Annotated in this window: 19 protein-coding genes and 1 pseudogene; 11 read left to right on the top strand and 9 right to left on the bottom strand. The window is 67.7% G+C overall.

The window, feature by feature from the left end; all coding sequences use genetic code 11:
- The first annotated feature begins 9 nt into the window (after positions 1-9).
- The 8 genes from ACYVD1_RS20090 to ACYVD1_RS20055 all read left to right on the top strand — a co-directional run bounded on the left by ACYVD1_RS20090 (position 10) and on the right by ACYVD1_RS20055 (position 11,533).
- Positions 10-1,269 carry a PP2C family protein-serine/threonine phosphatase gene (locus tag ACYVD1_RS20090; protein ID WP_460775059.1) on the top strand — a complete coding sequence of 420 codons (1,260 nt, stop codon included), beginning with the start codon at positions 10-12 and terminating at the stop codon, positions 1,267-1,269.
- Positions 1,266-3,269 (top strand): sensor histidine kinase, encoded by a 2,004-nt coding sequence (locus ACYVD1_RS20085; RefSeq protein WP_460775006.1) that lies wholly within the window; start codon positions 1,266-1,268, stop codon positions 3,267-3,269. Before ACYVD1_RS20090 ends, ACYVD1_RS20085 begins: the two co-directional genes overlap by 4 nt.
- Positions 3,270-3,277: 8 nt before the next feature.
- A complete protein-coding gene (locus ACYVD1_RS20080) occupies positions 3,278-3,712 on the top strand; it encodes a response regulator (RefSeq protein ID WP_460761798.1) in 435 nt (144 codons plus the stop codon).
- A gap of 108 nt (positions 3,713-3,820) precedes the next feature.
- Complete coding sequence (locus ACYVD1_RS20075) at positions 3,821-4,348, top strand: low molecular weight protein-tyrosine-phosphatase (protein ID WP_460775003.1); 528 nt, start codon at positions 3,821-3,823, stop codon at positions 4,346-4,348.
- 4 nt (positions 4,349-4,352) lie between these two features.
- Positions 4,353-5,285 carry a fructosamine kinase family protein gene (locus ACYVD1_RS20070; protein ID WP_460775001.1) on the top strand — a complete coding sequence of 311 codons (933 nt, stop codon included), beginning with the start codon at positions 4,353-4,355 and terminating at the stop codon, positions 5,283-5,285.
- Between the two features lie 46 nt (positions 5,286-5,331).
- Positions 5,332-6,390: a Gfo/Idh/MocA family oxidoreductase gene (locus ACYVD1_RS20065; RefSeq protein WP_460774997.1), complete on the top strand. Its 1,059-nt coding sequence runs from the start codon at positions 5,332-5,334 to the stop codon at positions 6,388-6,390.
- Between the two features lie 108 nt (positions 6,391-6,498).
- Positions 6,499-7,857 carry a four-carbon acid sugar kinase family protein gene (locus ACYVD1_RS20060; protein ID WP_460774993.1) on the top strand — a complete coding sequence of 453 codons (1,359 nt, stop codon included), beginning with the start codon at positions 6,499-6,501 and terminating at the stop codon, positions 7,855-7,857.
- 409 nt (positions 7,858-8,266) lie between these two features.
- Complete coding sequence (locus tag ACYVD1_RS20055) at positions 8,267-11,533, top strand: family 43 glycosylhydrolase (protein WP_460774991.1); 3,267 nt, start codon at positions 8,267-8,269, stop codon at positions 11,531-11,533.
- A 157-nt stretch (positions 11,534-11,690) separates the two neighbouring features.
- Here the strand turns inward: ACYVD1_RS20055 and ACYVD1_RS20050 are convergent, their stop codons facing one another.
- Positions 11,691-13,388 (bottom strand): SLC13 family permease, encoded by a 1,698-nt coding sequence (locus ACYVD1_RS20050; RefSeq protein WP_460774987.1) that lies wholly within the window; start codon positions 13,386-13,388, stop codon positions 11,691-11,693.
- 98 nt (positions 13,389-13,486) lie between these two features.
- On the bottom strand, positions 13,487-14,653 hold the full coding sequence (locus tag ACYVD1_RS20045; protein ID WP_460774985.1) for an enolase C-terminal domain-like protein: 1,167 nt from the start codon (positions 14,651-14,653) through the stop codon (positions 13,487-13,489).
- Between the two features lie 275 nt (positions 14,654-14,928).
- On the opposite strand from ACYVD1_RS20045, the pseudogene ACYVD1_RS20040 reads away from it, so the two are divergent.
- A pseudogene (locus ACYVD1_RS20040) lies at positions 14,929-15,597 on the top strand (GntR family transcriptional regulator); the annotation flags it as partial.
- 140 nt (positions 15,598-15,737) lie between these two features.
- Here the strand turns inward: ACYVD1_RS20040 and ACYVD1_RS20035 are convergent.
- The 6 genes from ACYVD1_RS20035 to ACYVD1_RS20010 all read right to left on the bottom strand — a co-directional run bounded on the left by ACYVD1_RS20035 (position 15,738) and on the right by ACYVD1_RS20010 (position 21,960).
- Positions 15,738-16,652, bottom strand: coding sequence for an alpha/beta fold hydrolase (locus ACYVD1_RS20035; protein WP_460774982.1), 915 nt, complete (start codon positions 16,650-16,652; stop codon positions 15,738-15,740).
- 170 nt (positions 16,653-16,822) lie between these two features.
- Positions 16,823-17,167 (bottom strand): DUF4873 domain-containing protein, encoded by a 345-nt coding sequence (locus ACYVD1_RS20030; protein ID WP_460774978.1) that lies wholly within the window; start codon positions 17,165-17,167, stop codon positions 16,823-16,825.
- Positions 17,168-17,232: 65 nt separating this feature from the next.
- Positions 17,233-18,759, bottom strand: coding sequence for a flavin-containing monooxygenase (locus ACYVD1_RS20025; protein ID WP_460774975.1), 1,527 nt, complete (start codon positions 18,757-18,759; stop codon positions 17,233-17,235).
- 229 nt (positions 18,760-18,988) lie between these two features.
- Positions 18,989-19,903, bottom strand: a complete 915-nt coding sequence (locus ACYVD1_RS20020; protein WP_460774972.1) for an AurF N-oxygenase family protein — start codon at positions 19,901-19,903, stop codon at positions 18,989-18,991.
- Positions 19,904-19,929: 26 nt separating this feature from the next.
- Positions 19,930-20,784 carry an SDR family NAD(P)-dependent oxidoreductase gene (locus ACYVD1_RS20015; RefSeq protein ID WP_460774968.1) on the bottom strand — a complete coding sequence of 285 codons (855 nt, stop codon included), beginning with the start codon at positions 20,782-20,784 and terminating at the stop codon, positions 19,930-19,932.
- A 264-nt stretch (positions 20,785-21,048) separates the two neighbouring features.
- Positions 21,049-21,960 carry an AurF N-oxygenase family protein gene (locus ACYVD1_RS20010; RefSeq protein ID WP_460774965.1) on the bottom strand — a complete coding sequence of 304 codons (912 nt, stop codon included), beginning with the start codon at positions 21,958-21,960 and terminating at the stop codon, positions 21,049-21,051.
- Positions 21,961-22,131: 171 nt separating this feature from the next.
- On the opposite strand from ACYVD1_RS20010, the gene ACYVD1_RS20005 reads away from it, so the two are divergent.
- Positions 22,132-22,932, top strand: a complete 801-nt coding sequence (locus ACYVD1_RS20005; protein WP_460774962.1) for a MerR family transcriptional regulator — start codon at positions 22,132-22,134, stop codon at positions 22,930-22,932.
- A 176-nt stretch (positions 22,933-23,108) separates the two neighbouring features.
- Here the strand turns inward: ACYVD1_RS20005 and ACYVD1_RS20000 are convergent, their stop codons facing one another.
- Positions 23,109-25,049 carry a GMC oxidoreductase gene (locus ACYVD1_RS20000; RefSeq protein WP_460774959.1) on the bottom strand — a complete coding sequence of 647 codons (1,941 nt, stop codon included), beginning with the start codon at positions 25,047-25,049 and terminating at the stop codon, positions 23,109-23,111.
- A gap of 217 nt (positions 25,050-25,266) precedes the next feature.
- Between ACYVD1_RS20000 and ACYVD1_RS19995 the strand changes: the two genes are divergently transcribed.
- The gene (locus ACYVD1_RS19995; RefSeq protein ID WP_460774957.1) at positions 25,267-25,914 is read left to right on the top strand and encodes a DUF6230 family protein; all 648 of its coding nucleotides are present in this window, start codon (positions 25,267-25,269) and stop codon (positions 25,912-25,914) included.
- Positions 25,915-25,916 lie beyond the last annotated feature (2 nt).

The raw sequence follows: 25,916 nt of genomic DNA, 5'->3' as shown, positions 1-25,916 counted from the left end.
CACGACCCCGTGACGGTGATCGGCGACGGAGCGGCCCGAGCCGCTGACGGTGCTGCCACATCCGGCAGCGCCGCCCTGGGTGACGACACCGTCCTGGACGACCGGGTGGAGGCAACCGTCGAATCAGTTGATGTCCTGCTGATCGAAGACGATCCCGGCGACGCCTTCCTCGCCGAGGAACTCCTTGCTGACACCGCACTTGCCACGCGCATCACCTGGGTGTCGACCCTCAAAGCGGCCCGGGAACACCTCTCCGACTTCCGCGGTTGCGTGCTGCTCGACCTCAACCTCCCCGACGGGCACGGACTCGACCTCCTGCGCGAGGTCCTCGGTACCGCGCCCTCCGCCGCAGTCGTGGTCTTCACCGGCCTCGACGACGAACACGAAGGCATCGCCGCGGTCGCCGCCGGCGCCCAGGACTACCTGGTCAAGGGCCAGGTGGACGGTTCCCTCCTCGCCCGCAGCCTGCGCTACTCCCTGGAACGGCGCCGCGCCGACGAGAACGCCCGCCAGCTGCGCGAAGCGCGCATGAGGGCCCGCGAGAACATGCGCCTGGAGCGGGGCCTGCTGCCCCAGGTCCTGCTCGCCCGCTCACCCCTCAGCCACCGCGCCTACTACCGCCCGGGCCGCAAGCGCGCCCTGGTCGGCGGCGATTTCTACGACGCGGTCGAGAAGGACGGCACCACGCACGTCATCATCGGCGACGTCAGCGGGCACGGCCCCGACGAGGCCGCGCTCGGGGTCAGCCTGCGCATAGCCTGGCGCACCCTCGTTATGAGCGGTGTCCCCGAGGAGCGCGTCCTGCCCAATCTGGAGGAGCTCCTGGTCAGCGAACGCGCGCAGGAGGAGATGTACGCGACGCTGTGCATGGCCAGCCTCGACACCGGGAGCGACCGGGCCCGCGTGCGCGTCCTCGGCCACCCGCCGCCCATGATCGTCTCGGGCGGCACCGCCGAGGAGATCCAGGCCGTCCCCCAACCGCCCCTGGGCGTCTTCCCGGTCGATCAACACGAGTCGACCGAGGTCGTGCTGCCCAAAGGCACGAGCATGCTCTTCTACACCGACGGCCTGGTCGACGCCTACGACGGCGGGCCGCCCGCGCGGCTGGAGGTCGCGGGACTGCGCCGTATGGTCAACGGCGCGCTCGCCCACGATGTGGCGCTGAACAACCTGCCCGAACACCTGGTGGACGAGGCGGAGCGCAGTAACGGAGGCCCGCTCCAGGACGACGTGGCGATGCTGCTCATCACCCACGGAGAGCCGGAGTGAGCCCCACCGGGGAGGAACACCGCACCATGGACACCGAGTCCGACACCGCTTCCGAGCCTGGTGAGGGGTCGGCCCCGGGCCCCGGTGAGGGAGAAGGGGCCGCAGGGTCCGTCGGCGGTACCACGTTCGTCAACGGCGCCACGGGCCACCGCCTGCACTCCAACCGGCACTCCTGGAGTCTGCGGCGCCGGGTCACCAGCCTTCTGACCGTCGTCGCCGTCGTCCTGGTCGTGGCCGTCTCGGTCATCACCGTCGCCGCCTTCCAGGCCCGAGACTCCCTGGCCCTCCAAGTGGACTCCCTCACACCCGGACTGAGCACCGTCGAGCAGACCCGCTCGGCCTACCTCAGCCAGGACCACGCCCTGCGCGGCTACATCCTCACCGGCGATCGCGAGTTCCTCCAGCCCTTCGTCGAGCAGCGCATGTCCCTCGCGGAGTATCGAGGGGAGCTCACCACCCTCGCCGAGGAGAACGAGGACTTCGCGCCCAAGGTCGAGGAGTTGATCGAGGCCGGAGACGTGTGGAGCGAGGAGTTCGCAGAGCCGATCCTCGAGGAGGTCCGCGTCGGGGAGAGCCCGAGCCAGGAGGACCTCCAGCGCGGCCGCGTGCTCTTCTTGGAGCTCAACCGGGCCGCCGACGCCACCACCAACCACCTCGAGAGCGAGATCGAGGAGGCCCAGAGCGGACTCACTCTGGCCACACAGCAGGTCGTGGCACTCCTGGTGCTGGTCGGCCTCGTGGTGGTGTTCCTGTCGGTCTTCCTCTGGGTGATGCTCCAGCAGTGGGTGCTGCGCCCGCTGGAGGACCTGGCCGGCCACATGCGCCAGGTCTCCGAGGGCTACTACGCCCACCGGATCTCGCTGCACGGACCACCGGAGATCGTCCAGTTGGGCCAGGACGTGGACGCCATGCGCGAGCGCATCGTGCAGGACCTGGACGAAGTGGCCTCCGCACGCCGCAAGCTCCAGGAACAGTCCACCCTCCTGGAACACCAGACAGAGGAGCTGCGCCGCTCCAACCTCGAACTGGAGCAGTTCGCCTACGTCGCCTCGCACGACCTCCAGGAGCCCCTGCGCAAGGTCGCGAGCTTCTGCCAGCTGCTCCAGCGCCGCTACCAAGGACAGCTGGACGAACGCGCGGACTCCTACATCGATTTCGCGGTCGAGGGCGCCAAGCGTATGCAGACCCTCATCAACGACCTGCTGGCCTTCTCCCGGGTGGGACGCACCAAGAACTTCGCTCCGGTCGACCTGAACGTGGCCTTGGACGATTCCCTGAGCAGCTTGGAAAGGCGTCTGGAGGAGGCGGGCGCCGAAGTCACCGGCGACGGCCTGCCCACCGTCCAGGGTGACCGCACCCTGCTCACCCAGGTGTTCTTCAACCTGGTGGGCAACGCCGTCAAGTTCCGCGGCGAGGAGGCACCCGAGGTCAACATCAGTTTGGCGCGCCAGGGTGACGAGTGGGTGTTCTGCTGTGCGGACAACGGGATCGGTATCGAACCGCAGTACGCCGAGCGGATCTTCGTCATCTTCCAGCGCCTGCACACCCGCGAGAAGTACACCGGGACCGGCATCGGCCTAGCCATGTGCAAGAAGATCATCGAGTTCCACGGTGGCCGGATGTGGCTGGACACGGGCCCGGAGGACGCTCATGACGCCGAAACCGCTGACGGGGCCGACTCAGGGCGGGCCGGAACCCGCATATGCTGGACCCTGCCCGTCGACACTGAGGCGGAGGCGAGCGAATCGGTTGCCGTCGTGGAAGCCGAGGAGACCGGGACGGTCGCCGACGTCGACAGTGAAGAGGGAACCGAGGCTGCCGAGTCCGCCCCCGCGGACGAGGCTCCGACGGCCACACGAGAGTCCAGCGCCGTCGGGCCGGCGACCGGGGTCCCCCATGGTCACGAACCAGAGGGGGACGAGCGTCCCCTGCCCGGTGGAACTGGCGGTACGGCTCCCCCCGATCGTGGGGCGGGCCCGTATAGGGGTCTGGAAGCTTGAGCGAGGTCATGTTGGTGCATCCCATTGAGGTGCTGTTGGTCGAGGACGATCCCGGTGACGTCCTGATGACCAAGGAGGCGTTCGAGGAACACAAGCTGGGCAACCGGCTGCACGTGGTCTCGGACGGCGTCGAAGCGCTCCGCTTCCTGCGCCGGGAGGACGAGTTCGCCGAGGCTCCGCGCCCCCACCTGATCCTTCTGGACCTCAACCTGCCGCGCAAGGACGGCCGGGAGGTGCTGGAGGAGGTCAAGAGCGACGACGACCTCGCGCACATCCCCGTCGTGGTCCTCACCACCTCGGAGGCCGAGGAGGACGTGCTACGCAGCTACCGCCTGCACGCCAACGCCTACGTTCCCAAACCGGTGGACTTCGAACAGTTCATCCGGGTCGTGCGGCAGATCGACGACTTCTTCGTGACCGTGGTCCGCCTCCCCAAGAGCTGACCCCGGGCGAGGAACAGGGGGCGGCCCGGGCCGGTGTTTGGGGGACGGGGACCGCACGCACCGCGCCGGACCGGGTGTGTGGCGAGGTTTTTCGTTACGGTTGGGGATATGAGCCTGCCGGAACCGCGTGACCCCACTGGCCCCTACCGCGTCAGCGTCGTGTGCTTGGGAAACATCTGCCGATCGCCCATGGCGGAGAAGGTGCTCGCCGCGGACCTCGAACGCGCCGGAATGAACGATCTCGTCGAGGTCGACAGCTCCGGCACGGGCGATTGGCACGTGGGCGGTGCCATGGACCCCCGCGCCGCCTCCACACTGCGCGTACACGGGTACCTGACGAACCACACCGCCCGCCAGTTCGACCCCGAGGACCTCGCGACCCGGGACCTGGTCCTGGTCATGGACCTGGACAACCTCGCCGACGTGCGCCGTTTCGTCGAGGAAGAGGGCCCAGCGCTCGGCTTCGACCCCTCCCGACTGCGGCTGTTCCGGTCCTTCGCGCCCGCGAGCGGCCCCAACCCCGAGGTCCCTGACCCGTACTACGGGGGAGACGACGGGTTCACCGCCGTCCTGAACATGGTCGAGGCGGCCGCCAAGGGCCTCACCGGAGAACTCGTCACCCGGCTGCGGACCTGAGTACGTGGACGAGCCGATCGTGAGGTCCTGGAGACCCGGTGGCGGCGGGGAGGACCGGCCGCGCCGGGATCCGCTGACGGGCACACTCGCCGAACGCGTCTCCGCCCTGCTCGGCAGGGAGGTCCGGCGCGCGGCCCGGGCCGGGGACAGCCACGACTGGACTCTGTCCTACGCGGAGCTGGACGACGGCACCAGGCTGTTCGTCAAGTCGATGTCGCGGGGCGACGGGCCCACGGGCGTACTCACCGCGGAGGCACGAGGCCTGGAGTGGCTGGGCAGGTGCTTCGGATCGCCGGTGATCTCCCCGGTGGCTTGGGACGACCACCTGCTGGTGCTGCCCTTGGTGGAGCAGCGCGAGCCCTCAGCGTCCGCGGCCGAGAGGCTGGGCCGACAGCTCGCCGGGACCCACCTGACCGGGGCGGACACCTTCGGCGCGGACTGGCCCGGCTACATCGGGCCGCTGCCCTTGGACAACACCCCCGCCCGGACCTGGCCGCGCTTCTACGCCGAGCAGCGCCTCCGCCCCTACCTGCGCAGAGCTCTCGACCAGGGTGCGCTGACGCCCGCCGACGCCCGGGCGGTCGAAAAGGTGGTGGACGCGGTCGAGGACCTGGCCGGGGAGCCCGAACCGCCGGCCCGGATCCACGGGGACCTGTGGAGCGGCAACGTGCTCTGGCGCGACCGCGACGCCGTCCTCATCGACCCCGCCGCGCACGGCGGCCACCGTGAGGCGGACCTGGCGATGCTGGCGCTGTTCGGCCTGCCCTACCTGGACCGGGTGCGCGACGCCTACAACGAGGTGGCTCCGCTGTCGTCGGGCTGGCGCGGTCGAGTGGCCCTGCACCAACTGCACCCGCTGCTGGTGCACGTGTGCCTGTTCGGGGCCGCCTACCGGACCACCGCCCTGGAGGCCGCGCGGGTCGCTTTCCGAGGATGACCAGGTCGTGGACGCCGCCACGGTCAGGGCGCCGTACATTGGGGGCATGGTTGAACTGCACGTTGCCCTGATCGGTTACGGCAAGGGCGGCGAGGTGTTCCACGCTCCCCTCATCGACGCGGTGCCCGGGCTGCGTCTCTCCGCCGTGGTCACCCGCTCCCCCGAACGCCAGCGGGCCGCGCGGGAGCGCTACCCGGGGATCGCGGTGTACCCCACCGCCGCCGACCTGTGGGCCGACGCCGAACGCTACGAGATCGCGGTCGTGAGCACCCCCAACGACACCCACGCGCCGCTGGCCCGCGCCGCCATGGAGGCGGGGATGGCGGTGGTCGTGGACAAGCCCTTCGCGCTCACCGCGGGCCAGGCCAGGGAGCTCACCGACCTCGCGGACAAGCTCGGGCGCGTCCTCACCGTCTACCAGAACCGCCGCTGGGACGCGGACTTCCTCACCCTGTGGCAGATCATCGAGGAGGGCTCCCTCGGCCGGGTGCACCGGTTCGAGTCGCGCTTCGAGCGGTGGCGCCCCCAACCCAAGGGGACCTGGCGCGAGAGCGGGGGAGCGGAGGTCGGCGCGGGCCTGCTGTACGACCTCGGTCCGCACCTGATCGACCAAGCGGTCAACCTGTTCGGCCCGGTCGCCTCCGTATACGCGGAGGTCGACTCCCTGCGCGAGGGCGTGCACGCCGACGACGACGTCTTCCTCTCCCTGAACCATGCCCGCGGCACCCGGTCACACCTGTGGATGAGCGCGCTCAGCGCACAGAACGGCCCCCGGTTCCGCGTCCTCGGCGACAAGGCCGCCTTCACGGTCTGGGGCTTGGACGGCCAGGAGGCCAGGCTGGTGGCGGGCGAGCGCCCCGACACAGCCGACTGGGGCACGGTCCCGGAGAACGAATGGGGGGTCCTCACCGTCGACGGTGAGGCCGCACCCGTCCCCAGTGTGCGCGGCGCCTACCCGGAGTTCTACGCGGGGGTCCGCGACGCGGTCGGCGAGGGAGAGCCGCTGCCGGTGGACCTGTACGAGGTGGTCCACGGGCTGGAAGTCATCGAGGCGGCCCAGCTGAGCGCCCGCACGAACACGGTCGTGGAGCTGCCCGGGGCCTGAAACCGACCGTAGTGACCCACCCTGTGGACAACGCCCCACCCCCTCCGGCATGGGCCTATGTTGGATGGTGGTTGGTCCAGGGTTTTCGCATACCGAAGGAGAAGCTCCGTGGCCCAGGTTCTCGTGGTCGCCGACGACCTCACCGGTGCCAACGCCACCGGGGCCCGGTTCGCCCGCACCGGCATGCGCGTGGCCACGGTGACCCCCGAACACGTCAGCCGGGTCTCCGGGGACTACGACGTGGTGGTCGCCAACCTGGACAGCCGCCACGTCCCCGGAGAGCAGGCCGCCGACCTCGTCACCGACGTCATCGAAGCTGTCTGGCCGGTCGGCCTGGTCGTCAAGCGCACCGACACCACGCTGCGCGGAAACGTCGGCGCCGAGATCGAAGCAGCCTACGAAGCCGTCCGCGACCGGGTTCCCGCAGGCACCCGCGTCCGGGTGCTCTTCACCCCGGCCTTCCCCGGCTCCGGACGGATCACCGAAGACGGCGTTCAGCTCCTCAACGGGATGCCGCTGGAACGCACCCAACTCGCGATGGACCCGCTGTTCCCGATGACCACCAGCGTCGTCGCCGACATCCTCGCGACCCAGACCGACCTCGAAGCCCGGCACGTCCCCGTCCGCCAGGTCACCCAGGAGATGCTCACGGCCGAACTGCTCTCCGGGGACGAGCCGATCGTCGTCTGCGACGCCAGCAGTGAGCAGCACCTCACCGACATCGCCGAGGCCGCGGCTGCCGCGCACCACTCCGACGGCACCGTCTGGGTGGCGGTCGACCCCGGGCCCACGGGCGCCCTGCTCGCCTACGCCCTCCGCCTGCGCGGCCAGGCGGGCTCCCGAGGTCCGCTGCTCGCGGTCGCGGGCAGCACCACCGACCTGACCCGCCGCCAGCTCGCCACCGTCGCCCGCACCGGCGCCGTGCGTTTCGTGGACGTCGACGCGACGGCGATCAGCGATGTGGACAGCGAGCACGCCGACGAGGTCGCCGAGGAGTTGACCGCGCAGCTGTCCTCGTCGGGCTTCCCGGAACTGTGCGCCCTGCGGGTGGTCAGCACCGCCGAGCAGGTCCGCGAACTGCCACCCCAGGCCAGGGCCGAGCTGCCGGGCAGGATCGCCGGACTGGTCGCCGACGTGGTCAACGAACTCGCCGACACGGTGGGTGCTCAGGCCCTACCGAGCGGCCTGTACCTGACCGGCGGCGACCTGGTCGCCAGCCTGCTCGACGAGTTGGACGTGCACGCCTTCGACGTGGGCGGCGAGGTCGTCCCGCTCGCGGTCCACGGCCACCTCAGCGGCGGCCCCCTCGACGGAACCCCAGTCGTGGCCAAGGGCGGCCTGGTGGGCGACGACATCACGCTGGTGGAATGCCTGGCCAAACTGAGAAGGGCCGTACAGACCCGCCTGCACCAGGTCCACTCGGAAGTGTCGGAACACGTCATCCCCACCCTGGTCCGCGAAGACTGAACCATCCGGCTTCCGGACAGTCGGGAGGACGGGTATCCGGGCCGCCCGGCTCCCCACACCGGGACCCGGACCGGCGCTTGGGCGGCCTTTCACAACGTTGGAGGATCGCGCCGGACAGAACTCGGCGAAGTTGGTGGATTCCAAGAGGACGACATGCCCGTACACCTCTTATAGGGATATATGGCCGTCGTCCCGGGGCGTGGATGATGCCGAAGGGATCTTTACAACGATGTAAGACTCGGCTAGGAATGAACCAGTCGTTGTCCGTTGTCGAACCGCCCGGTAACGCCCCCCTGACAACCGGCGGGTGCGGTTCGCGGATCACCCAGGGGCTCGTACCGGGGTTGCCGCGGAGCCGGTCTCGCCGTATGAGGCCGCTCCCGCGCGGCCCGGAAAGGTGCGACCCCCCATGAGACCTTCGGCGACCATGATCGCCCTGTGTACGATGCTCGCCCTTCTCACAGCCTCCCCGGCCTCGGCCTCCCCGGACGAGACCTCCGGCCGGGGCTCCGGGGCGGCCGAGCCGACACCCGCGACCGTCCAGAACCCCGTCTCCGACCAGTTCTCCGACACCTACGCCGACCCCGTCGTCATCCGGGGCAAGGACGGTTACTGGTACCTCTACGCCACGAGTGACCCGCTCACCGAGGAACCGAGCGAGTTCGGGCTGATGCATATGGCCCGCAGCGCGGACTTCGAAGACTGGGAGTACCTCGGCACGATCTTCGACGACGACAACCAGCCCGACTGGGCCCACGAGGACTCGATGTTCTGGGCCCCTGACATCCGGTACGTGGACGGTCAGTACGTCCTGTACTACTCGATGACCCACACCGCCGACGGCGACGGTGACATGGACTACGCCATCGGGTCGGCCACCGCGCCCACCCCGGCCGGGCCGTGGACAGACACCGGTGGGGCTGTGGTCGAACCGCGCCCCGACGGTGAAGGCGGGTACTTCAACTCGATCGACCCCGCGCTGTTCATCGACGACGACGGGACCCGGTACCTGTACTTCGGCGGACACATCGGCGGTGTCTGGGTCACCGAGCTGGACGAGGACGGGTTGCGGGCGGTCGGCGAACCGACCCGGTTGACCGTCTCGGACCGCTATGAGGGTGCCTTCGTGGTCAAGCACGGCGACTACTACTACCTCACCGCCTCCGCCGCGATGTGCTGTGACGGCCCGGGCACCGGATACAGCGTGTACGCGGGCCGTTCGGAGTCCCCGACCGGCCCGTTCGTGGACCACGAAGGCGTTTCCATGAACGAGTCCCGGGTCGGCGGCACCCAGGTGCTGGCTCAGAACGGGAACGCCGTCATCGGGGTCGGGCACCACGCGTTCTTCACCGACACCACCGGTCAGGACTGGATCCTCTATCACGGCATCGAACGCGACGACCCCTGGCTGGACGAGCCGGGCGGGATCAACGAGCGCCCGACCTTCATCGACCGGCTCGACTGGGTCGACGGTTGGCCGGTCGCGAACGCCGGCGAGGGCCCGACCGAGGGTGAGCTCACCGGCCCCACGACCGGTTCGGCGCTGGACATCGACATGAACGATCCCGCCGCCAGCGAGTCCCTCCGCACCGTTTCGGGCGACTGGTCCTCCGTCGAGGAGGAACACAACGGTGCCGGAACCGTCGGCCTGCTTGACCCGACCCGGACAGGTGACGAGGCGGCCCGGGTCGAGACCGTGCGCCCCGCGGCGGCCGAGTCCCGGCTCGAATCGGACCTCAGGTTCCCCGACGGCACCGGGACGTTCCGGCTCGACCTGGCTCGGATGGGCGGCCAGGGGATCGCGGTCGAGGTGGACACCGACGCCGGAGAGCTGCGCGCCGAGGTCGCGGCGCCCTCTGCCGACCCGGTCACCGAGGCCGTCGAGCTGCCGGAGATCTTCGACCCGGAGACCTTCACCGCCCTGGAGGTGGAGATCCGGGACGGCCAGGTGTGGGCCGCCCTCAGCGAGAGCCGCCTCGGTGACCACATGGCGGAGGTGGCGGTCGACGCGCCGCGTCCCGTGGTCAAGCAACGGCCGGTGGCCTGGGAGGCCGCCGGGGCACCGGTCCAGATCGCCAACCCGAGCGTGGCGGCAGTGCACACGCCCGTCACCGAATCCGTCGAGGAGCCGCGGGCGGACGAACTGATCTGGTCCGAGGAGTTCGACGGCGAGCTCGACGAAGGCTGGGAGTGGGTCCGGGGCTCGGACGACATCTCGGTCGGGGAGGACGGCCTGACCTGGCCGCTCGACGACGGTGACGTCCGCGGGGATGACAACGACGGCACACTCCTGTTACGGGACGCACCCGAGGGCGAGTGGATGGTGCAGACCCAACTCACCCTGGACCTCGGTGAGGACACCGTGCGCAATTACCAGCAGGCTGGCCTGGTCGCCTATGTCGACGATGACGATTTCGCCCGACTCGGGACTCTCGCGCTGCACGAGACGCGGCAGGCCGAGTTCAGTCGTGAGCTGACCACCGACGGCCGAGTCGACAGCGGTTCCCACTGGGGAGGCCCCACCGCACCGCAGATGTGGCTGCGGCTGCACCACAGGGTGGACCCCGACACCGGTGAGCTGCACTACCGCTCGGCGACCTCGACCGACGGCGAGAACTGGCGCTGGGGCGCAGTGTGGACCTTCCCGGCCGAAGCCGAACCCAGGATCGGCCTGTACGCGGGCGGGGGCGCGGAACCCGCTGCGGAGGCGGTGTTCCACAGCGTCGAGATCCACTCCGTGCACGATGAGGACGAGGAGGACCCGGCGGGGTTCGCGAACCCGGTCTTCGACGAGAACTTCCCCGACCCGTTCGTCCTGGAACGGGACGGAACGTTCTACGCCTACGCCACCAACGGCGAGCATGGGAACATGCCGGTGCTGACTTCCGCAGACCTGGTCGACTGGGAACTGGCCGGCGACGCCATGCCGGATCCGGCCCCGTGGTCGGAGGAGGGGTGGCACTGGGCCCCGGAGATCATCGAGGCCGAGCCGGGACGGTTCCTGGCCTACTACACCGCCCGAGATCCCGAGCTGGACCTCCAGTGCCTGGGAGTGGCCGAGGCCTCGGAGCCCTTGGGGCCGTTCGGGGACACCGCCGACGAGCCGTTGGTCTGTCAGACCGAGGAAGGCGGATCCATTGACGCCAGCCCCTTTGTCGATGACGACGGCACGCCCTACCTGCTCTGGAAGAACGACGGCAACCACATCGACGAGCGGAGCTGGATCTACGTCCAGGAACTCGCCGCGGACGGGCTTTCCCTCGTGGGTGAATCCCACCGGCTGGTCACCCATGACCAGGACTGGGAGGGTCACCTGGTCGAGGGCGCGAGCATCTGGCAGCGCGAGGGCCGCTACTACATGTTCTACTCCGCGAACGGCTACTACTCCGAGGAGTACGGGGTCGGCTACGCGGTGGCGGACAGTGTTCTCGGTCCGTGGACCAAACCCTCCGACGAGCCGCTGATGTCGTCCAACGAGGTCGCGGCCGGACCCGGACACGGGATGGTTCTGGAGGTGAACGACCGCACCTGGTACGTGCACCATGCCTGGCCGCCGGACCACGTCGGCGACCCTGAGTACGGACGGAGCATGTGGGTCACCCCGTTGCGTTGGGAGGGTGAGGAGCCGTTCCTCGACGGCCCGGAAGCGTGGGTGGACGGGCTTCCGGTGGAGTAGTACCGGTGGGTTGACGCTCGAACGACCGGACGGAACTCCAGAGGGACACGGGGCACGTTCCGCACCGTGTCCCTCTGTTTGCTGCGGCGGCGATGATGCTGACCGGCCGGCGACCCGGGCTCCGGGGTAACCGGGAGAAGCTCAACGGACCGCCAGGTCAGCCGCCAGTCGGTTGGAATTCAGTGGGCGTAGTCAGGAGGTCGATTCCCCATAGGTGCGGCAGTACGAGGAATACTGCGGCAACGATGAGGGAAAGTGCCGCAAGGTTCAGCCAGAAGCCGAGGCGGATCATTTCCATAATGGTAATTTTTCCGGTTCCGAACATGATCGCGTTCGGTGGTGTTCCCACGGGGAGCATGAAAGCGCAGTTCGCCGCCATCGCGATGGGGACCATCAGCGCGAAGGGATGGACGCCCAGGGCTAGTGCGAGACCGGCCATGACCGGCATGATCATGGTCGCTGTCGCCGCGTTGGAGGTGATCTCGGTCAAGAACAAGACAAGGGCGGCTGCCACCAGGACGGTCAGGATGATGTTGACCCCGTCGAGTACGAGGAGCTGGTCACCAATCCAAGCCGACAGGCCGGTATCGGTGAACCCGGCTGCAATTGCGAGACCGCCACCGAACAGCAGCAGAATCCCCCACGGAATCTTCTTCGAGTCCTCCCATCTCAGGATTCGGGGTTCCTCCGAATGACGCGTCGGCAACAGGAACAGGATCACTGCTGCCGTAATCGCGATGACGCCGTCGCTGATGCCCGGCAACAGGCTCTCCCAGATGAATGTCTGAGTCACCCACATGAATGCGGCGCCGCTGAAGACCGCTAGTACGGCCTTCTCCTCAGTCGACAGGCCGCCGAGGGACTTCTTCTCGCCCCTGATGACTTCCTTGCCGCCGGGAAGGTGTTTGAAGCCGAACCTGAACTTGACGAACGTGAGGTAGAACCAGGCGAAGGCCAGAAGAAGGATGGCGACCGGAACTCCGAACAGCATCCATCCCGCGAAGGAGACCGACTGCCCGAAGATCTCACCGGTTGTCGCCGCGAGGATCGCAAGTGGCGGCGTTCCGATCAGCGTCCCGAGGCCGCCAATGGTCGCGGCGTAGCCGATGCTGAAGATGATGCACTTCTCGAACTTCGGAACCTCCGTCGCATGCTCCCCGTTGCGCAGTGCCTGCGCGGCCTGGTAGGCCACGGCCAGGCCGACGGGGATCATCATCATCGTCGCAGCCGTATTGGAGACCCACATCGAAAGGAATCCGGTTGCGACCATGAACCCGAGGATGATGCGACGAGGGCTCGTGCCGATCATCAGGACAATCGAGAGGGCTATCCGCTTGTGCAGATTCCATTTCTCCATTGCGATCGCAAGCGCGAATCCTCCGAGAAAGAGGAAGACGATATCGTTGCCGTAGGACGATACGACGGCGTCCCCGCCCATCGCTCCCGTCAGCGGCAGGAGAACGATGGGGAGCAGAGAGGTGACCGGGATGGGTGCGACTTCAGTGATCCACCAGGTCCCGATCCACAGGGTGGCGGCGAGTACGGCCGCCCCCTCCGAGGAGAGGCCCTCTGGGTCGAAGAACAGAAGCGTCATCACGAAGAGCAGGGGCCCTAGGGCCAGCCCGACGAGTCGTGCGGGTGTGTAACCGCCTCGCGGTCCATGCTTGTTTCCCGATGATCCGGACTCATCCTGCCCCGAATGGTGCGCGGAGGCGCTGGAGCTTGTTCCCTGCCGGGATTTTTCCCGTTCGGGTTTCCGGGATCCTTTGTTAATGGAGAATGTCAGAAGTTTCTTGATTTGATGATGGGAAACCCATAGTTCATCCCAGACCCTTCCGAGGGAATATGCCGTCATGTCCGACCTTCTCAAGGGTATAGATCAATTTCTGATGTACCGTGACGGGTCTTTCGCGGGGTGTCGGGTCCAGTGGAAAGCCTTCACGGACTCAGAGCTCAGCTGTGCAGGCCCCGGAGGACCCTGTAGAAGTCCGCTTTGCCTTCCAGCCCGATCCCCGGCAAGTCGCCTGGGGCCACACGGCTTTTGGTGATCACGGCGCCGTCGGTGAAGCCGCCGGTGGGCTGGAACTCCCCCGGGTAGGACTCGTTGCCGCCCAGCTTCAGGGCTGCGGCGATATGCAGGGAGAACTGGTGGCCGCCATGAGGGATGCAGCGGCGGGAGGACCAGCCGTGCTGGGCCAGCATGTCCAAGACCCGGCGGTACTCGGTCAGGCCGTAGCTCAGGGCCGGGTCGACTTGAATGAAGTCGCGGTCCGGACGCATGCCGCCGTAGCGGATCAGATTCCGCGCGTCCTGGAGCGAGAACAGGTTTTCCCCGGTTGCGATGGGGTTGGTGTAGTTCTCCGAGAGGACCGCGTTCAGACGGTAGTCGAGCGGGTCTCCCACTTCCTCGTACCAGAACAGGCCGTACCCGTCGATGGCCCGGCCGTATTCCAGTGCGGTGTCCAGGTCGAACTTGCCGTTGACATCAACCATCAACCGGCCCCCGTCACCGTCGAGGACATCAAGAACGGACTCGATCCGTCGAAGGTCCTCGGCGAGGTCCGCGCCGCCGATCTTCATCTTGACGACTTCGTACCCGCCGTCGATAAATGCCCGCATCTCGTCCTGCAGATCGGCGTGGGTCTTACCGGGGGCGTAATAGCCGCCGGCAGCGTAGACGAAGACGTCGGAGTCCGGATCGCCGTCTCCGTAATGATCCGAGATCCAGCGGTACAGGGGAACCCCGGATGCTTTGGCGGCCAAGTCGTGCAGAGCCATGTCCATCACGCCGACGGCCACCGATCTTTCACCGTGGCCTCCGGGCTTCTCGTTGCACATCATGATGGCCCAGGCCTTCTCTGGACAGAGTTCCCCGTGCTCGTCCAGCAGGCTTTCGCTAGGTGCGCTCCGTAGCCTGGGAAGCATGCGCTCTTCCAAAATGGCTGTGGCGTTGTATCGGCCATTTGAGTTGAATCCGTACCCGACCAACGGTTTTCCGTCGACAACCATGTCGCTGACGAGTGCAACGATGGTGCAGTCCATTTTACTGAAGTCGATATACGCGTTGCGCATTGACGAGCTGATCGGGATGGTGCCTACGTGGGTGGAAACGATTTTCAAGGTTTTGCCCCGTGGATCGCAGTCTTATAAGATCTTGGCAAGGCTACCCAAGGGTGATCCAGGGCACAACACCGGGGGTGGGTCTCCCCTGGTGGACGCTGTTCAGCGGTCTGGTTCCGGTCCTCCCTGGAGAGGGCGCTGCCTCGGCGTTCCACCCTCGACGGCGGTCCCGAGAAGGATCCGGGCCAGGTGCCGTGAGTGCTGCTCGAGGCCGTGGAGGCTCAGGGGCCACACCTCCTGGATCAGGCCAGAACGACAATCTTCGGGAGAGTGCGATGGGCGGTTTGAAAAGTGTTTCCAGCAAGGGTGAGTCGGCCTACAGTGAGCTGCGGCGCCGAATTATTTCAGGCGAACTCGACCCGGGGTCCCGCCTGTCCCAGTACGAGCTCGCGGATGAAATGGGCATGAGTATCACCCCCTTGCGCGAGGCGGTGAGGCGATTGGCCAGCGAGGAATGGTTGGAGATGGACACCCACCGGGATGTCCGTGTCGCGCCGGTGAACGCCGCCGAAGCCCGTGAACTACTGGAGGTTCGCCTCTCTCTGGAACCTCTGGCCGCCGAGCTTGCGGCAGAACGCAGAACTGACGGTGAAATAGCTGACATGAAGGCGGCCGCAGACAAACTCCTGCCGGTCACCCGCACTTGGGGCGAGGAAGCCATAACAGCACACCGGGGGTTCCACCGGGCGATTTACGTGGCTTCACACAACAAAGTGCTGATCAGGTTTTTGGACGACTTGTGGGACAAGTCAGACCGCTACCGCCGCATCGGCTTGAAACTGCCCGCAGGAGATGAGCCCCGCACTTTGGACTTGAGTCAGCATTACGAGATCCTGGAGCTGGTCATCAGCGGGGAGAGCGCCAGAGCTGGCGAACTCGTTCATGCCCACATTCACAACAGCCTCGGCGCGGCGGTTCCCAGCTCTCTCGAGCAAGGGGAACGGAACGACCGATCGCAGAACGAAGGGGCGCGGTGCTCCTTGCGCACCGCGCCCCTTCAGGGCGATCGAACCGCACCGCCTGCAGGTCAGGCGCACCGCCCACCGTGCCCGCCGGGTCAACTGTCCCGGGGCATCCCGAACACCTAGGTGTTCGCCCCCGAACCCGAAGCAGCACTCTCACTGATGTGGTTGGCCGCCATCTTGCTGACCAGTTCCGCCAGCACCCCCGGGGTCTCCAACGGGCCCATGTGGCCCAGTTCGGGGATCTCGCGGACCTCTTCGCAGTTCTGCAGGAGGCCGCCGATGTGGTGCGCGTGCCACGGGGGAGTCAGCTTGTCCTCGCTGCCGCCGACGACCACGGTCGGGACTGTGATCTCGCGGACGGAGTCGTCCAGTTCCAGCTTGGTCATGACCCGCCCCCACTCGCCCCGCGGGATGCTGCCGCAGTCGTGGACGAGCTTGGCACAGAGCGTCTTGGTGGCCTTGTCGGTCTTCTTGCTCATGACGAGGTACTTGAAGATCGACGCGGAGACCGCGTTGGCCGGCCCCAGGGGAAGGGGAGCGGTCAGGAAGATCCTGGACCCCAGCTTGCCCAAGGGGCCGGGGAGGGGGATCGCGCTGGCCTTGTTCACGAGGTCGGTGCACCCCGTGTTGGTGAGGAGGACGGCGCCGACCTTCTCCTTGAAGGTGTCTCTAGGGCCCGCGGCCATGATGGTCATGCCGCCCATACTGTGCCCGGCGACCAGGGCCTTCTGACCCTCGGGAACGGTCTCCTCCAGGACCGCGCACAGGTCGTCGGCGAGCTTGTCGGTTCCGTACCCCGCACGGGTGATGGGGGTCTGGGTGCGGCCGTGGCCGCGCTGGTCGTACAGGACCACGCGCAGACCGGGGTCCAGTTCCCGGACCACGGGCCCCCAGGAGGCCAGGGACGTGGCCCAGCAGTGCGCGAGGACCACGGTCGGTCCGTCGGCGGGGCCGCGTACTTCGACGTGTAGCTGGGTGCCGTCGGCGGAACGCACGGTGAGTTCCTGTGCGTGGCCCACGTGTCGTGTCGCCATCGGGGTTACCTCTCACTCAGGGGGTGGGAACAGAGGGGAGTCAGTGGAGTGAAGTACCGGGCCGCGGCGGTCAGGGGGTCGCCGCGGCCCGGTAGCGGGGGTCCCTCCAGGTCGGCGCGTGACCTGGAGGGACGTTCTTGGGGGCGGCTCAGTCGCCCTTGGGGGCTGACTCAGTCGTCGAGGTCGATCTGGGGGACCGCGAAGGGTGGGGTGCCCGCCCCGTTGACCGGGTGCCCGCCCCACAGGTTGGGGGCGTCGAGCGTGCCCACGCCCTCGTGGCCTTCGGGGGTGCGCACGACGACCGTGCGCACACCGCGCTCGTAGGCTTCGGTGATGCCGGGGGCGGCCGACAGGCGGCCCTTCCAGCGGTAGTCGCCGGTCAGCGGTTCGAAGTGTCCCGCCAGGTGGGCTTGCACCTCGAAGCTCTCGGCATCCACTTTCCCGGTGCCCTTCTGCTTGGGCAGCACCGTGACCGTGCCCCGGTACTCCTCTTCCTCGTCACCGAACCCGCTCATGTCTGTCGCTCTCCCTGATCCGCTCTCGTGCGCTGTTCCTCGGTGGTGTCGGCCGAACCGCCAGGTCAGGCCGGTACCACTTCCTTCCGCTCCTTCCGCTTCTTCGCGGAACGGATGCGACGCAGGTCGTAGTTGTGCGGGTCGAACCAGCGGGTGCGCAGGGCGAAGTTCCAGGTGAAGGTGGGCCAGAGCGTCGTGTTGCGGCCCTGGTCGTTCAGGTACCAGCTGTCACAGCCGCCGGTCACCCATACGGTGCCCTGCATGGATTCGTGGACCATCTCGTTGTAGGCGCGCTGGGCCTCGGGGCGGGGCTCCAGGCGGTCGATCCGGTTCTTGCAGGCGAACTTGAGCGCCTCCATCGTGTAGCGGATCTGCGCCTCGATCATGAAGACCTGGGAGGTGTGCCCCAGTCCGGTGTTCGGCCCGGCCAGCACGAACGCGTTGGGGAAGCCGTTGACGGTGGTGCCGCGGAACGCCTGGACGTCGGTGCCCCAGTGCTCGGCCAAGGACCGCCCCTCGGGGTTGTACATGCGGTGCGCGATCGGCGGGTCGGTGACCTGGAATCCGGTTCCGAGGATGATGGTGTCGACCTCGTGCTCGGTCTCCGTCCCGGAGGAGTCCCGCGTGACGACGGAGTTGGGGCGGACCTCGACGATCCCGTCGGTGACCACGTCCACGTTGGGCTGCGCCAGCGCGGGGTAGTAGTCGTTGGCCATGAGGATGCGCTTGCACCCGGCCCGGAAGGTCGGGGTGAGCTTGGCCCGCAGGACCGGGTCCTTGACGCTGCGGTTGATGTTGGCGCGGCCGAGGCGCTCCACGACACTGAGCAGTTTGGGGTTCTTCGCGAAACCGAAGATGTAGCTTTCGCGGCCCCAGTAGATGCTCTTACGGGCGATCTGCTGGGCGCCGGGGACGTTCCGGTAGAGCCAGCCCTCGAGCTTGGTAATGTCGCGGTCGTGGCGGAACATCACCCACGGTGCGGTGCGCTGGAACAACGACAGCTTGCCGACCTTGGGCTGGATCTTCGGGACGAACTGGATCGCCGAGGCTCCGGTGCCGATGACCGCGACCCTGCGGTCGGTGAGGTCGTGGTCGTGGTCCCATTCGGCGGAGTGGAAGAGTTTGCCCTCGAACGTGCCCAGGCCCTTGATGTCCGGGTAGGACGGGTCCGCGAGCGGACCGGCGCCGCTGACCATGAACTGGGCGGTGACGGTGCCGCTGTTGGTCTCGAGCCGCCAGCGGTTGTTCTCCGGCTCCCAGTGCGCGGCCTTGACGTCGCTGTCGTAGCGGATGTGCCGGTCGACCCCGTTCTCGCCGGCGACCCGCTTGATGTAGTCCCAGATCTCGGGCTGCGGGGAGAAGGTCCGGCTCCAGTTGGGGTTGAGCGCGAAGGAGAACGAGTACAGGTGTGAGGGGACGTCGCAGGCGGCACCGGGGTAGGAGTTGTCGCGCCAGGTGCCGCCGAGGCCGTCGGCCCGTTCGAGAACCACGAAGTCCTGAAGCCCGGCCTGCTTGAGGCGGACCGCCATACCGATCCCGGCGAACCCGGAACCGATGACGGCCACCCGGTAGTGCGGTGCTGCTTCGGTCACGATGCTGTTCCCTTCGTGCGTCGGCGTGGAGAGTCCATACCGACCGGTAAGTATGGCCCCCGGGGGCGTGGCGCGTTTCGCCCCCGGGAGAGGGTGCCGGGGCCTGAGAGCGCGGCGCGTACGACCTCAGTCCCCGGCGCTTTGGGGCCGCCGCCGAAAGGCGTGGCGCGTTTCGCCTTCCGGCGGCGGCGTTCTTGGGAGGGCCTGCTGGATCAGCGGCCCTGGCGCCCTAACGGCCGAGGAGGCCGGCCTTTTTCCAGAAGTACTTGCCGAGGCCGGAGATCGCGCCCGCGGTGTCGAGCGTGCCGACCACCTTCCGGGCCGCCCAGGTCTTGGTCTCGACCCAGTGCGGGTTGGCCTTGGCGACCTTGTAGGCCTCCTTGGGGTCGAGCCCGACCTGCGCGTAGACCTTGGGGTTGATCAGTCGGGTGGCCGAGTAGTAGGTGATCAGGCCGAGCACGATCCGGCTGTAGGCCTTGTTGAGTGCGCCCCGCTGCGGCCAGTCGCGCGCGAACTCCTCGCGGGCGTAGCGCATGTGGCGCGCTTCCTCGGTCACGTGGATGCGGGAGACAGCGCGCACCAGCGGGACGATCTGCTCGTCCGGGACGGCTTCACGCTGGAGCTGGTCGAGGACCTCCTCGACGAAGAGCGCACCGGCGAAGATCAGCGGGCCGTGCGCGATCGCCTTGAAGAGGCGGCCCAGGTGGTAGGCGACGGGGTCGAGCCGGTGGGCCTCCCAGCCGAGCTTCTGCACCATCTTCGCGAACATGACCGTGTGGCGGCACTCGTCGGCGATCTCGGTGTAGGCGTACTGGACGTGGAGCGTGGTGGGGTCGTTGTGGTAGGCGTGCCGCACCAGCATCTGCATGAGGATGGTCTCGAACCAGATCCCGATGGTGGCGACGCTGGCGACCTCGAGCCGGGACAGCTCCTTGCGCTTCTCCTCGCTGAGCTGGTCCCACAGGTGGGTCCCGTAGATCGAGATGCGCTCGGGGCGGATCGCCCACATGTCGGGGTCGACGGGGGCGTCCCAGTCGATCTCGACGAGCGGGTCGAAGGAGGCCTTCGCGGAGCCGCGGAGGAGGCGCTTGGCAATGTCCTCGCGGTCAGTGACCTTGGGTTTGGCGACGACTTCGGCGGTCATCTCGTTCCTCCTCAGACAGTGCTGACTCAAGAAGTGCTGGTAGGGGCGTGCGGGGAGCCGTGTCTTGCGTGGAGCCCCTGGGCGATTTCGGCGTCCTTGAAGGCGCCGTCGGTGAGCAACAGCCCGAGTTGGAGAGCCACGACCTGTTCGGTCGTGCCCGGGAAGTGCTTGGTCAGGTGGAGGGCCGCGGTCCCGAAGGCGGTGCAGGCGACGTCGCGCGGGGGGTGCTTGGCGCCTGCGGCGCGGACGACGGTCATCACGGTGTCGCGCTCGGTCTCGGCGGGGACGATGCCGTCGAGCGAGGCGCCGGTGGCGCGCGAACTCTCGTGGATGGGGGTGTCGACGTATCCGGGGTAGACCGTGGTCACTCCGACGTGCGTGCCGTACTCGGCACGCAGGGAGTCCGCGTAGGCGGTGACCGCACGCTTGGAGACGGTGTAGGCGCCGGCGAGCGGCAGCTGGAGGTTGGCCAGCAGGGAGGCGGTGACGATCACCCGGCCCTGACTCTGGACCAGGGCGGGCATCGCGGCCGCGGTGACCCGCCAGGTGCCCAGGAGGTTGACTTCGAGGGCTTGGTGGGCGTGGGCGTCGGGCAGGTGCCCGATGTCCACTGACGGGCCTACACCCGCGTAGTGGATGAGCAGGTCCAGGCTTCCGCCCAGCTGCTCGATGGCTTCGGCGACCCCTTCGCGCACCTGACGGTCGTCGGTGATGTCGCAGGCGATGACGCCGGGCGCGGCCTTGCGGTCGATGCCCACGACGTTGACGCCGAGGTGGCGCAGTACCGCCACGGTGGCACTGCCGAACGCGCCGGAAGCGCCGGTGACGATGGCGTTCTGGCCCGGCAGGCGGCGCAGGTGGCGCGGCAAGGGGGTCGTCATGTGATCTCCTCCACAGTCATTGCCGGAACATTACAACGAGCATTGTCACAATGCAATGGGTTGTAGTCGGGAATTTACTCGCGAGTAAGTTGAGGGTGTCCGTACGGCGTTGCGCGCCACAGCGCCTGGGACGGCTGGGGTCCGAGGGTGGGGGCTGCCCGCGGGCAGCAGTTTCCCGGGGCGCGCACTCGGGTGTGCGGCCCCGGGCGTGCAGGTCAGGGGCGAAGAGGGGGTCGAAGGGGGTTGGCGGCCGAGGAAGGGGGGTCAGCGGCCGAGGAGGCCGGCCTTCTTCCAGAAGTACTTGCCGAGGCCGGAGATCGCCCCGGCGGTGTCGAGCGTCTTCACGACCTTGCGGGACAGTTCGGTCTTGCTGTCGATGAAGCTGGGGTTGCGCCGTGCCGTCCGGGAGGCCTCCTTGGGGTCGAGGCCGACCTGAGCGTAGACCTTCGGGTGGACCAGCCGGGTGGCGGAGAAGTAGGTGACCACGCCCAGCACGAGCCGGGTGTAGGCCTTGTCCAGCTCGCTGCGCTGCGCCCAGTCGCGGTGGAACTCCTCGCGGGCGTAGCGGATGTGCCTGGCCTCCTCGATCACGTGGATGCGGGAGGTGGCGCGCACGACCGGTTCGATGCTCTCGTCCTCGATCATCTCCCGCTGGAGCTGGTCGAGGATCTCCTCGACGAAGAGTGCCCCGCCGAAGATCAGCGGCCCGTGGGCCAGGGCCTTGAAGATCCGGCCCAGCACGTGCGCGAGCGGGTCGAGCCGGTACGCCTTCGACTCCAGCCGCTCGATGGCCTTCGCGAACATGACCGTGTGGCGGCACTCGTCGGCGATCTCGGTGTAGGCGTACTGGACGTGGAGCGTGGTGGGGTCGTTGTGGTAGGCGTGCCGCACCAGCATCTGCATGAGGATGGTCTCGAACCAGATGCCGGTGGCCATGGTGCTGGCCATCTCCAGGCGGGACAGTTTCCGGCGCTGCTCCTCGTCGAGCCGGTCCCACAGGGGTGTGCCGTAGAGGGAGACCCGCTCGGGGCGCATGCCCCACCGGTCCTCGAGCGGGGCGTCCCAGTCGATTTCGACGAGCGGGTCGTAGGAGGCCTTCGCTGAACCGCGGAGGAGGCGCTTTGCGATGTCTTCTCTATGGGTGAGTTTCGGTGCTGGGGCAGTTCCCGCGGGCATGGGATCCCTCCAAGGGAGTGTTCCGTCCCGGAGGCGCGCCGAACGGTGGTGATGTGACCCCGTTCACTCCGATTTCTACAAACGTTACAATGTCTGTTGACATGGTTCAACTGCACAGAGAGGCACGATTTACTGATGAGTACGACTCTTACGGGTCTCTAGGCTGGTGCCATGGCCGAATACCGCATTGACGAACTCGCCCGGCTCGCCGACACGACGGTGCGCAACGTCCGGGTCTATCAGGACCGGGGGCTTCTCGCCCCGCCCCGGCGCCAAGGCCGGGTGGGCATCTACTCCGAGGCGCATCTGGCGCGTCTGCGGCTGATCGGCCAGCTACTGCGCAGGGGCTACACGTTCGCCAACATCGGCGAGATGTTCCAGGTGTGGGAGCGCGGCGGCGACCTGTCGGAGATCCTCGGCTTCGAGTCGGCTGTCGGGGACGCCTGGAGCGATGAGATCGCCGACTACATCAGCCTCGGCGAGCTGAGGGAGTTGTTCGGCAAGGGGGTCACCCCGAGGACGATAAAGCGCTCCCTCGAACTCCGCATACTGGAGCGGGACGGCCTGCGCTTCCGCGTTCCCAGCCCCCGTCTGCTGCACGCCGGGGCCGAGCTGGTCAAGCTCGGGATGAGTGTGAGCTCGGTGCTCGACATAGCGGAGAACCTCCGCGCCAAGGTCGGCGACGTCTCCGAGCACATGGTTCGCTTGGTCTCCGACCACATCATCCACGAGCACGCCCCGGGCACCGTGATACGTGCCGAGGACGTCGACGAAATCGCCCAACTGATCCGGCGCGTGCGCCCACTGGCCCAGCAGGCCGTGGACGCCGTCCTGGCCCAGGAGATGGCGCACCACCTCACCAACGTCATGGGCGACCACTTCGCCGAAGCCATGGAGCACCTGAAGGCCGAGGAGCAAGCGGCCCGCAGCGCCGGAGGCCAGGACGCGGACGGTCTCCCGAACCCCTCCTGAACCCGAGACCTCTGACCCAGCCCCAACCCCCAGCCCCGGAGACCCTCAGCATCCAAGGCCAGCAGCCACGAACTTCCAGAGCCCCCTGACAGCGACCCAAGGGCCCGGACGCGCAGGTACGGTCGTCCGGGCCCTGTGTGGTCGGGCTGCTCCTCACCTCTCTGAGGTCAGAGCACCTAGGCCTTCGGCTCGTCCGTGGTGGTCTCCGCCTCATGCTTGGCCTGGTCGACTTCCGCGGCCTTCTCCTCGACCTGCTCGACGACCGCGTCTCCGGACGGGGCCGTGGGATCGACCACCGACAGCGGCAGGGACTTCGTGAAGCGCAGTTCGGCGAAGGCGCCGCGCGGGACCGCCGGGTGCTGGGGAAAGACCGGGGTGACGCGCTGGTACGCCTCCCCCTGCGCCGGGCGGCTGTCCTGCTCGCCCTTGTTCGGCCACAGGGACATCGCACGCTCGGCCTGTGCCGTGATGGTCAGGGACGGGTTGACCCCCAGGTTCGCGGTGACTGCGGAGCCGTCCACCACGTGCAGCCCGGGATGGCCGTACAGCCGGTGGTAGGGGTCGATCACACCGTTCTCGGCGCTGTCGCCGATCGGGCAGCCGCCCAGGAAGTGCGCGGTCATCGGGATGTTGAAGATGTCGCCGACCGTTCCGCCCGGGTAACCGTCGATCCGTTCGGCGAGGCGGGTGGCCGCCTCCTGGCCCTCGGGGATCCAGGTGGGGTTGGGCTCGCCGTGGCCCTGGCGGGACGTGAGCTTCTTCCCGCCGAACAGCCCCCGCTTGACCGAGGTGGTCAGGGAGTTGTCCAGGGACTGCATGACCAGACCGATGATGATCCGCTCGGACCAGCGCCGGTTCGAGAAGCTGCGCATGAACACGTACGGGTGCCGCGCGGCCAGGCCGAGGAAGCGCAGCCACCGGGGGATCCGCCCGCCGCCCGGTACTTGGATCGCGGTGAGCAGGCCCATCGCGTTGGAACCCTTGCCGTACCGGACCGGTTCGATGTGCGTGTTGTCGTTGGGGTGGATGGAGGACGTGATCGCCACACCGTGGGTGAGGTCCTCGGGCGGTGGGACCTGCTTGCTCATCGCGCCGACGAGGGCCTCGGAGTTGGTGCGGGTGAGCGTGCCCAGCTGAGCGGACAGTCGGGGGAGCATCCCGTTGTCGCGCATCCGGTGCAGCAGGCTCTGGGTGTTGTAGGTCCCCGCCGCGACCACGACCTCGCGCGCGGTGAACGTGCGGGCGTTCGCCTTGCGCCGGGGGGCGTCGGTCCGGAGGGTGTCGACCGCGAAACCGCCGCCCTTGGCCTCGGGCAGTTCCCGCAGCCGCTCGACCGTGGTCAGGGGGTGTACGTCGGCGCCGCCACGCTCCGCGAAGTACAGGTAGTTCTCGGTGAGGGTGTTCTTGGCGCCGTGTCGGCAACCGGTCATGCACTCGCCGCACTCCGTGCAGGCCTTGCGGTCGGGGCCCGCGCCGCCGAAGTAGGGGTCGCCGACGGATTGCCCGGGCGGGGCCTTGCTGCCGTCGCCGTCGGCGCCGTCACCGAAGCACACGCCGACCGGAGTCAACCGGAAGGTGTCCCCGACGCCCATGTCCTCGGCGACCGCCCTCAGGTGGACGTCGGAGGGGGTGACGGTGGGGTTGGTGCGCACACCGAGCATGCGGTGGGCCTGGTCGTAGAAGGGGGCGAGCTCCGACTTCCAGTCGGTGATGTGCTTCCACTGCTGGTCCTCGAAGAACGCGTCCATCGGGTGGTAGAGCGTGTTCGCGTAGTTGAGGGAGCCGCCGCCGACGCCCGCCCCGGCCAGGATCATGACGTCGCGGAGCAGGTGGATGCGCTGGATGCCGTACATGCCCGCCTGCGGGGCCCAGAGGAAGTTCTTGACGTCCCAGGAGGATGACGGCAGGGTTTCGGGCGTGAATCGTCGGCCAGCTTCGAGGACGCCGACGCGGTACCCCTTCTCGGTGAGGCGAAGGGCGCTGACCGAACCGCCGAAGCCGGAACCCACAACCAGGACGTCGTAGTCGAATCCGTCCTGGTCGGGTGAGCTCCCGGCTTGGCCGGGGGAGGTGCTGGCTCTGTCGGCGGCGGTGTCTCTTGTGCGCTCAGGGGCCATGGTGAGGCTCTCTCTCCAGGTCAGAAGCGGTTGCCCGTAATGCGCCGGATACGAGTCCGCAACGATGAATGCGCCATCTAGAAATGTGACATTTCATATTGTAATGTTCGACACTACCGCCGAGTAAGGTGTGTTCCATGTAACACGCGTGGCGTGCGTCGGCGCAAGTTTCGTTCCCCCCCTCGTCGCCCCCGGCGACGGAACACTGGAGGTACACATGCCCAAGGCTTCCGATGAGGTGCCCGCGGCGTCTCAGGATGCGCCTGAGCAGCACGAAGGCAGTGGTGGAACACGCTGGCGCAAGTTCGCCCTCGTCGCGGTTCCAGGATTCGTGGCGGCCGCGGTTCTCGGCGGCATGACCACGCAGGGCCTTCTCGCGGCCTCCTTCGCGGTCTCCGGCGACAGCTTCAAGATGTCCGCTGACCGCCTTGAGGGGCAGGGGTTCACGCAGTACGGCGATGTCGCCGACTCCGTGGACGGATCCAGTCGAGCGGTGGGCCTCTCCACCATCGACAGTGCCGAACTCGACAACCTGTGCATGTCCTCCCTCTGGGACCTGCCCATCGGTGAGGCCACCCTCGTGATCAACGCCGGTGAGAACTCCCCGGTCGAGGGCACCAACATGGTCATCGACATCGAGCAGCTCCAGGGTGACGCCGCCTTCAGCGACATCGAGATCGGCCGCGACGCCAGCACCCTGGACAAGGCGGAAAACGGTCAGGGTCCCGAGGGTGGTTTCGGTCTTCAGTCCGACTCCATCACTGTGACCGACAAGGAGCTGACCTCTTGGGCGGTCACCTCGGGCTCCCTGCGCCTGTCCGGACTGAACCTGGCGATCAGGCCGGGCAACCACGAGTGCTTCTGATC

The organism is Nocardiopsis nanhaiensis, assembly GCF_054778635.1.
The sequence above is the reverse complement of the archived record's forward strand: the minus strand, read 5'-3'. Positions and strand labels throughout refer to the sequence as shown.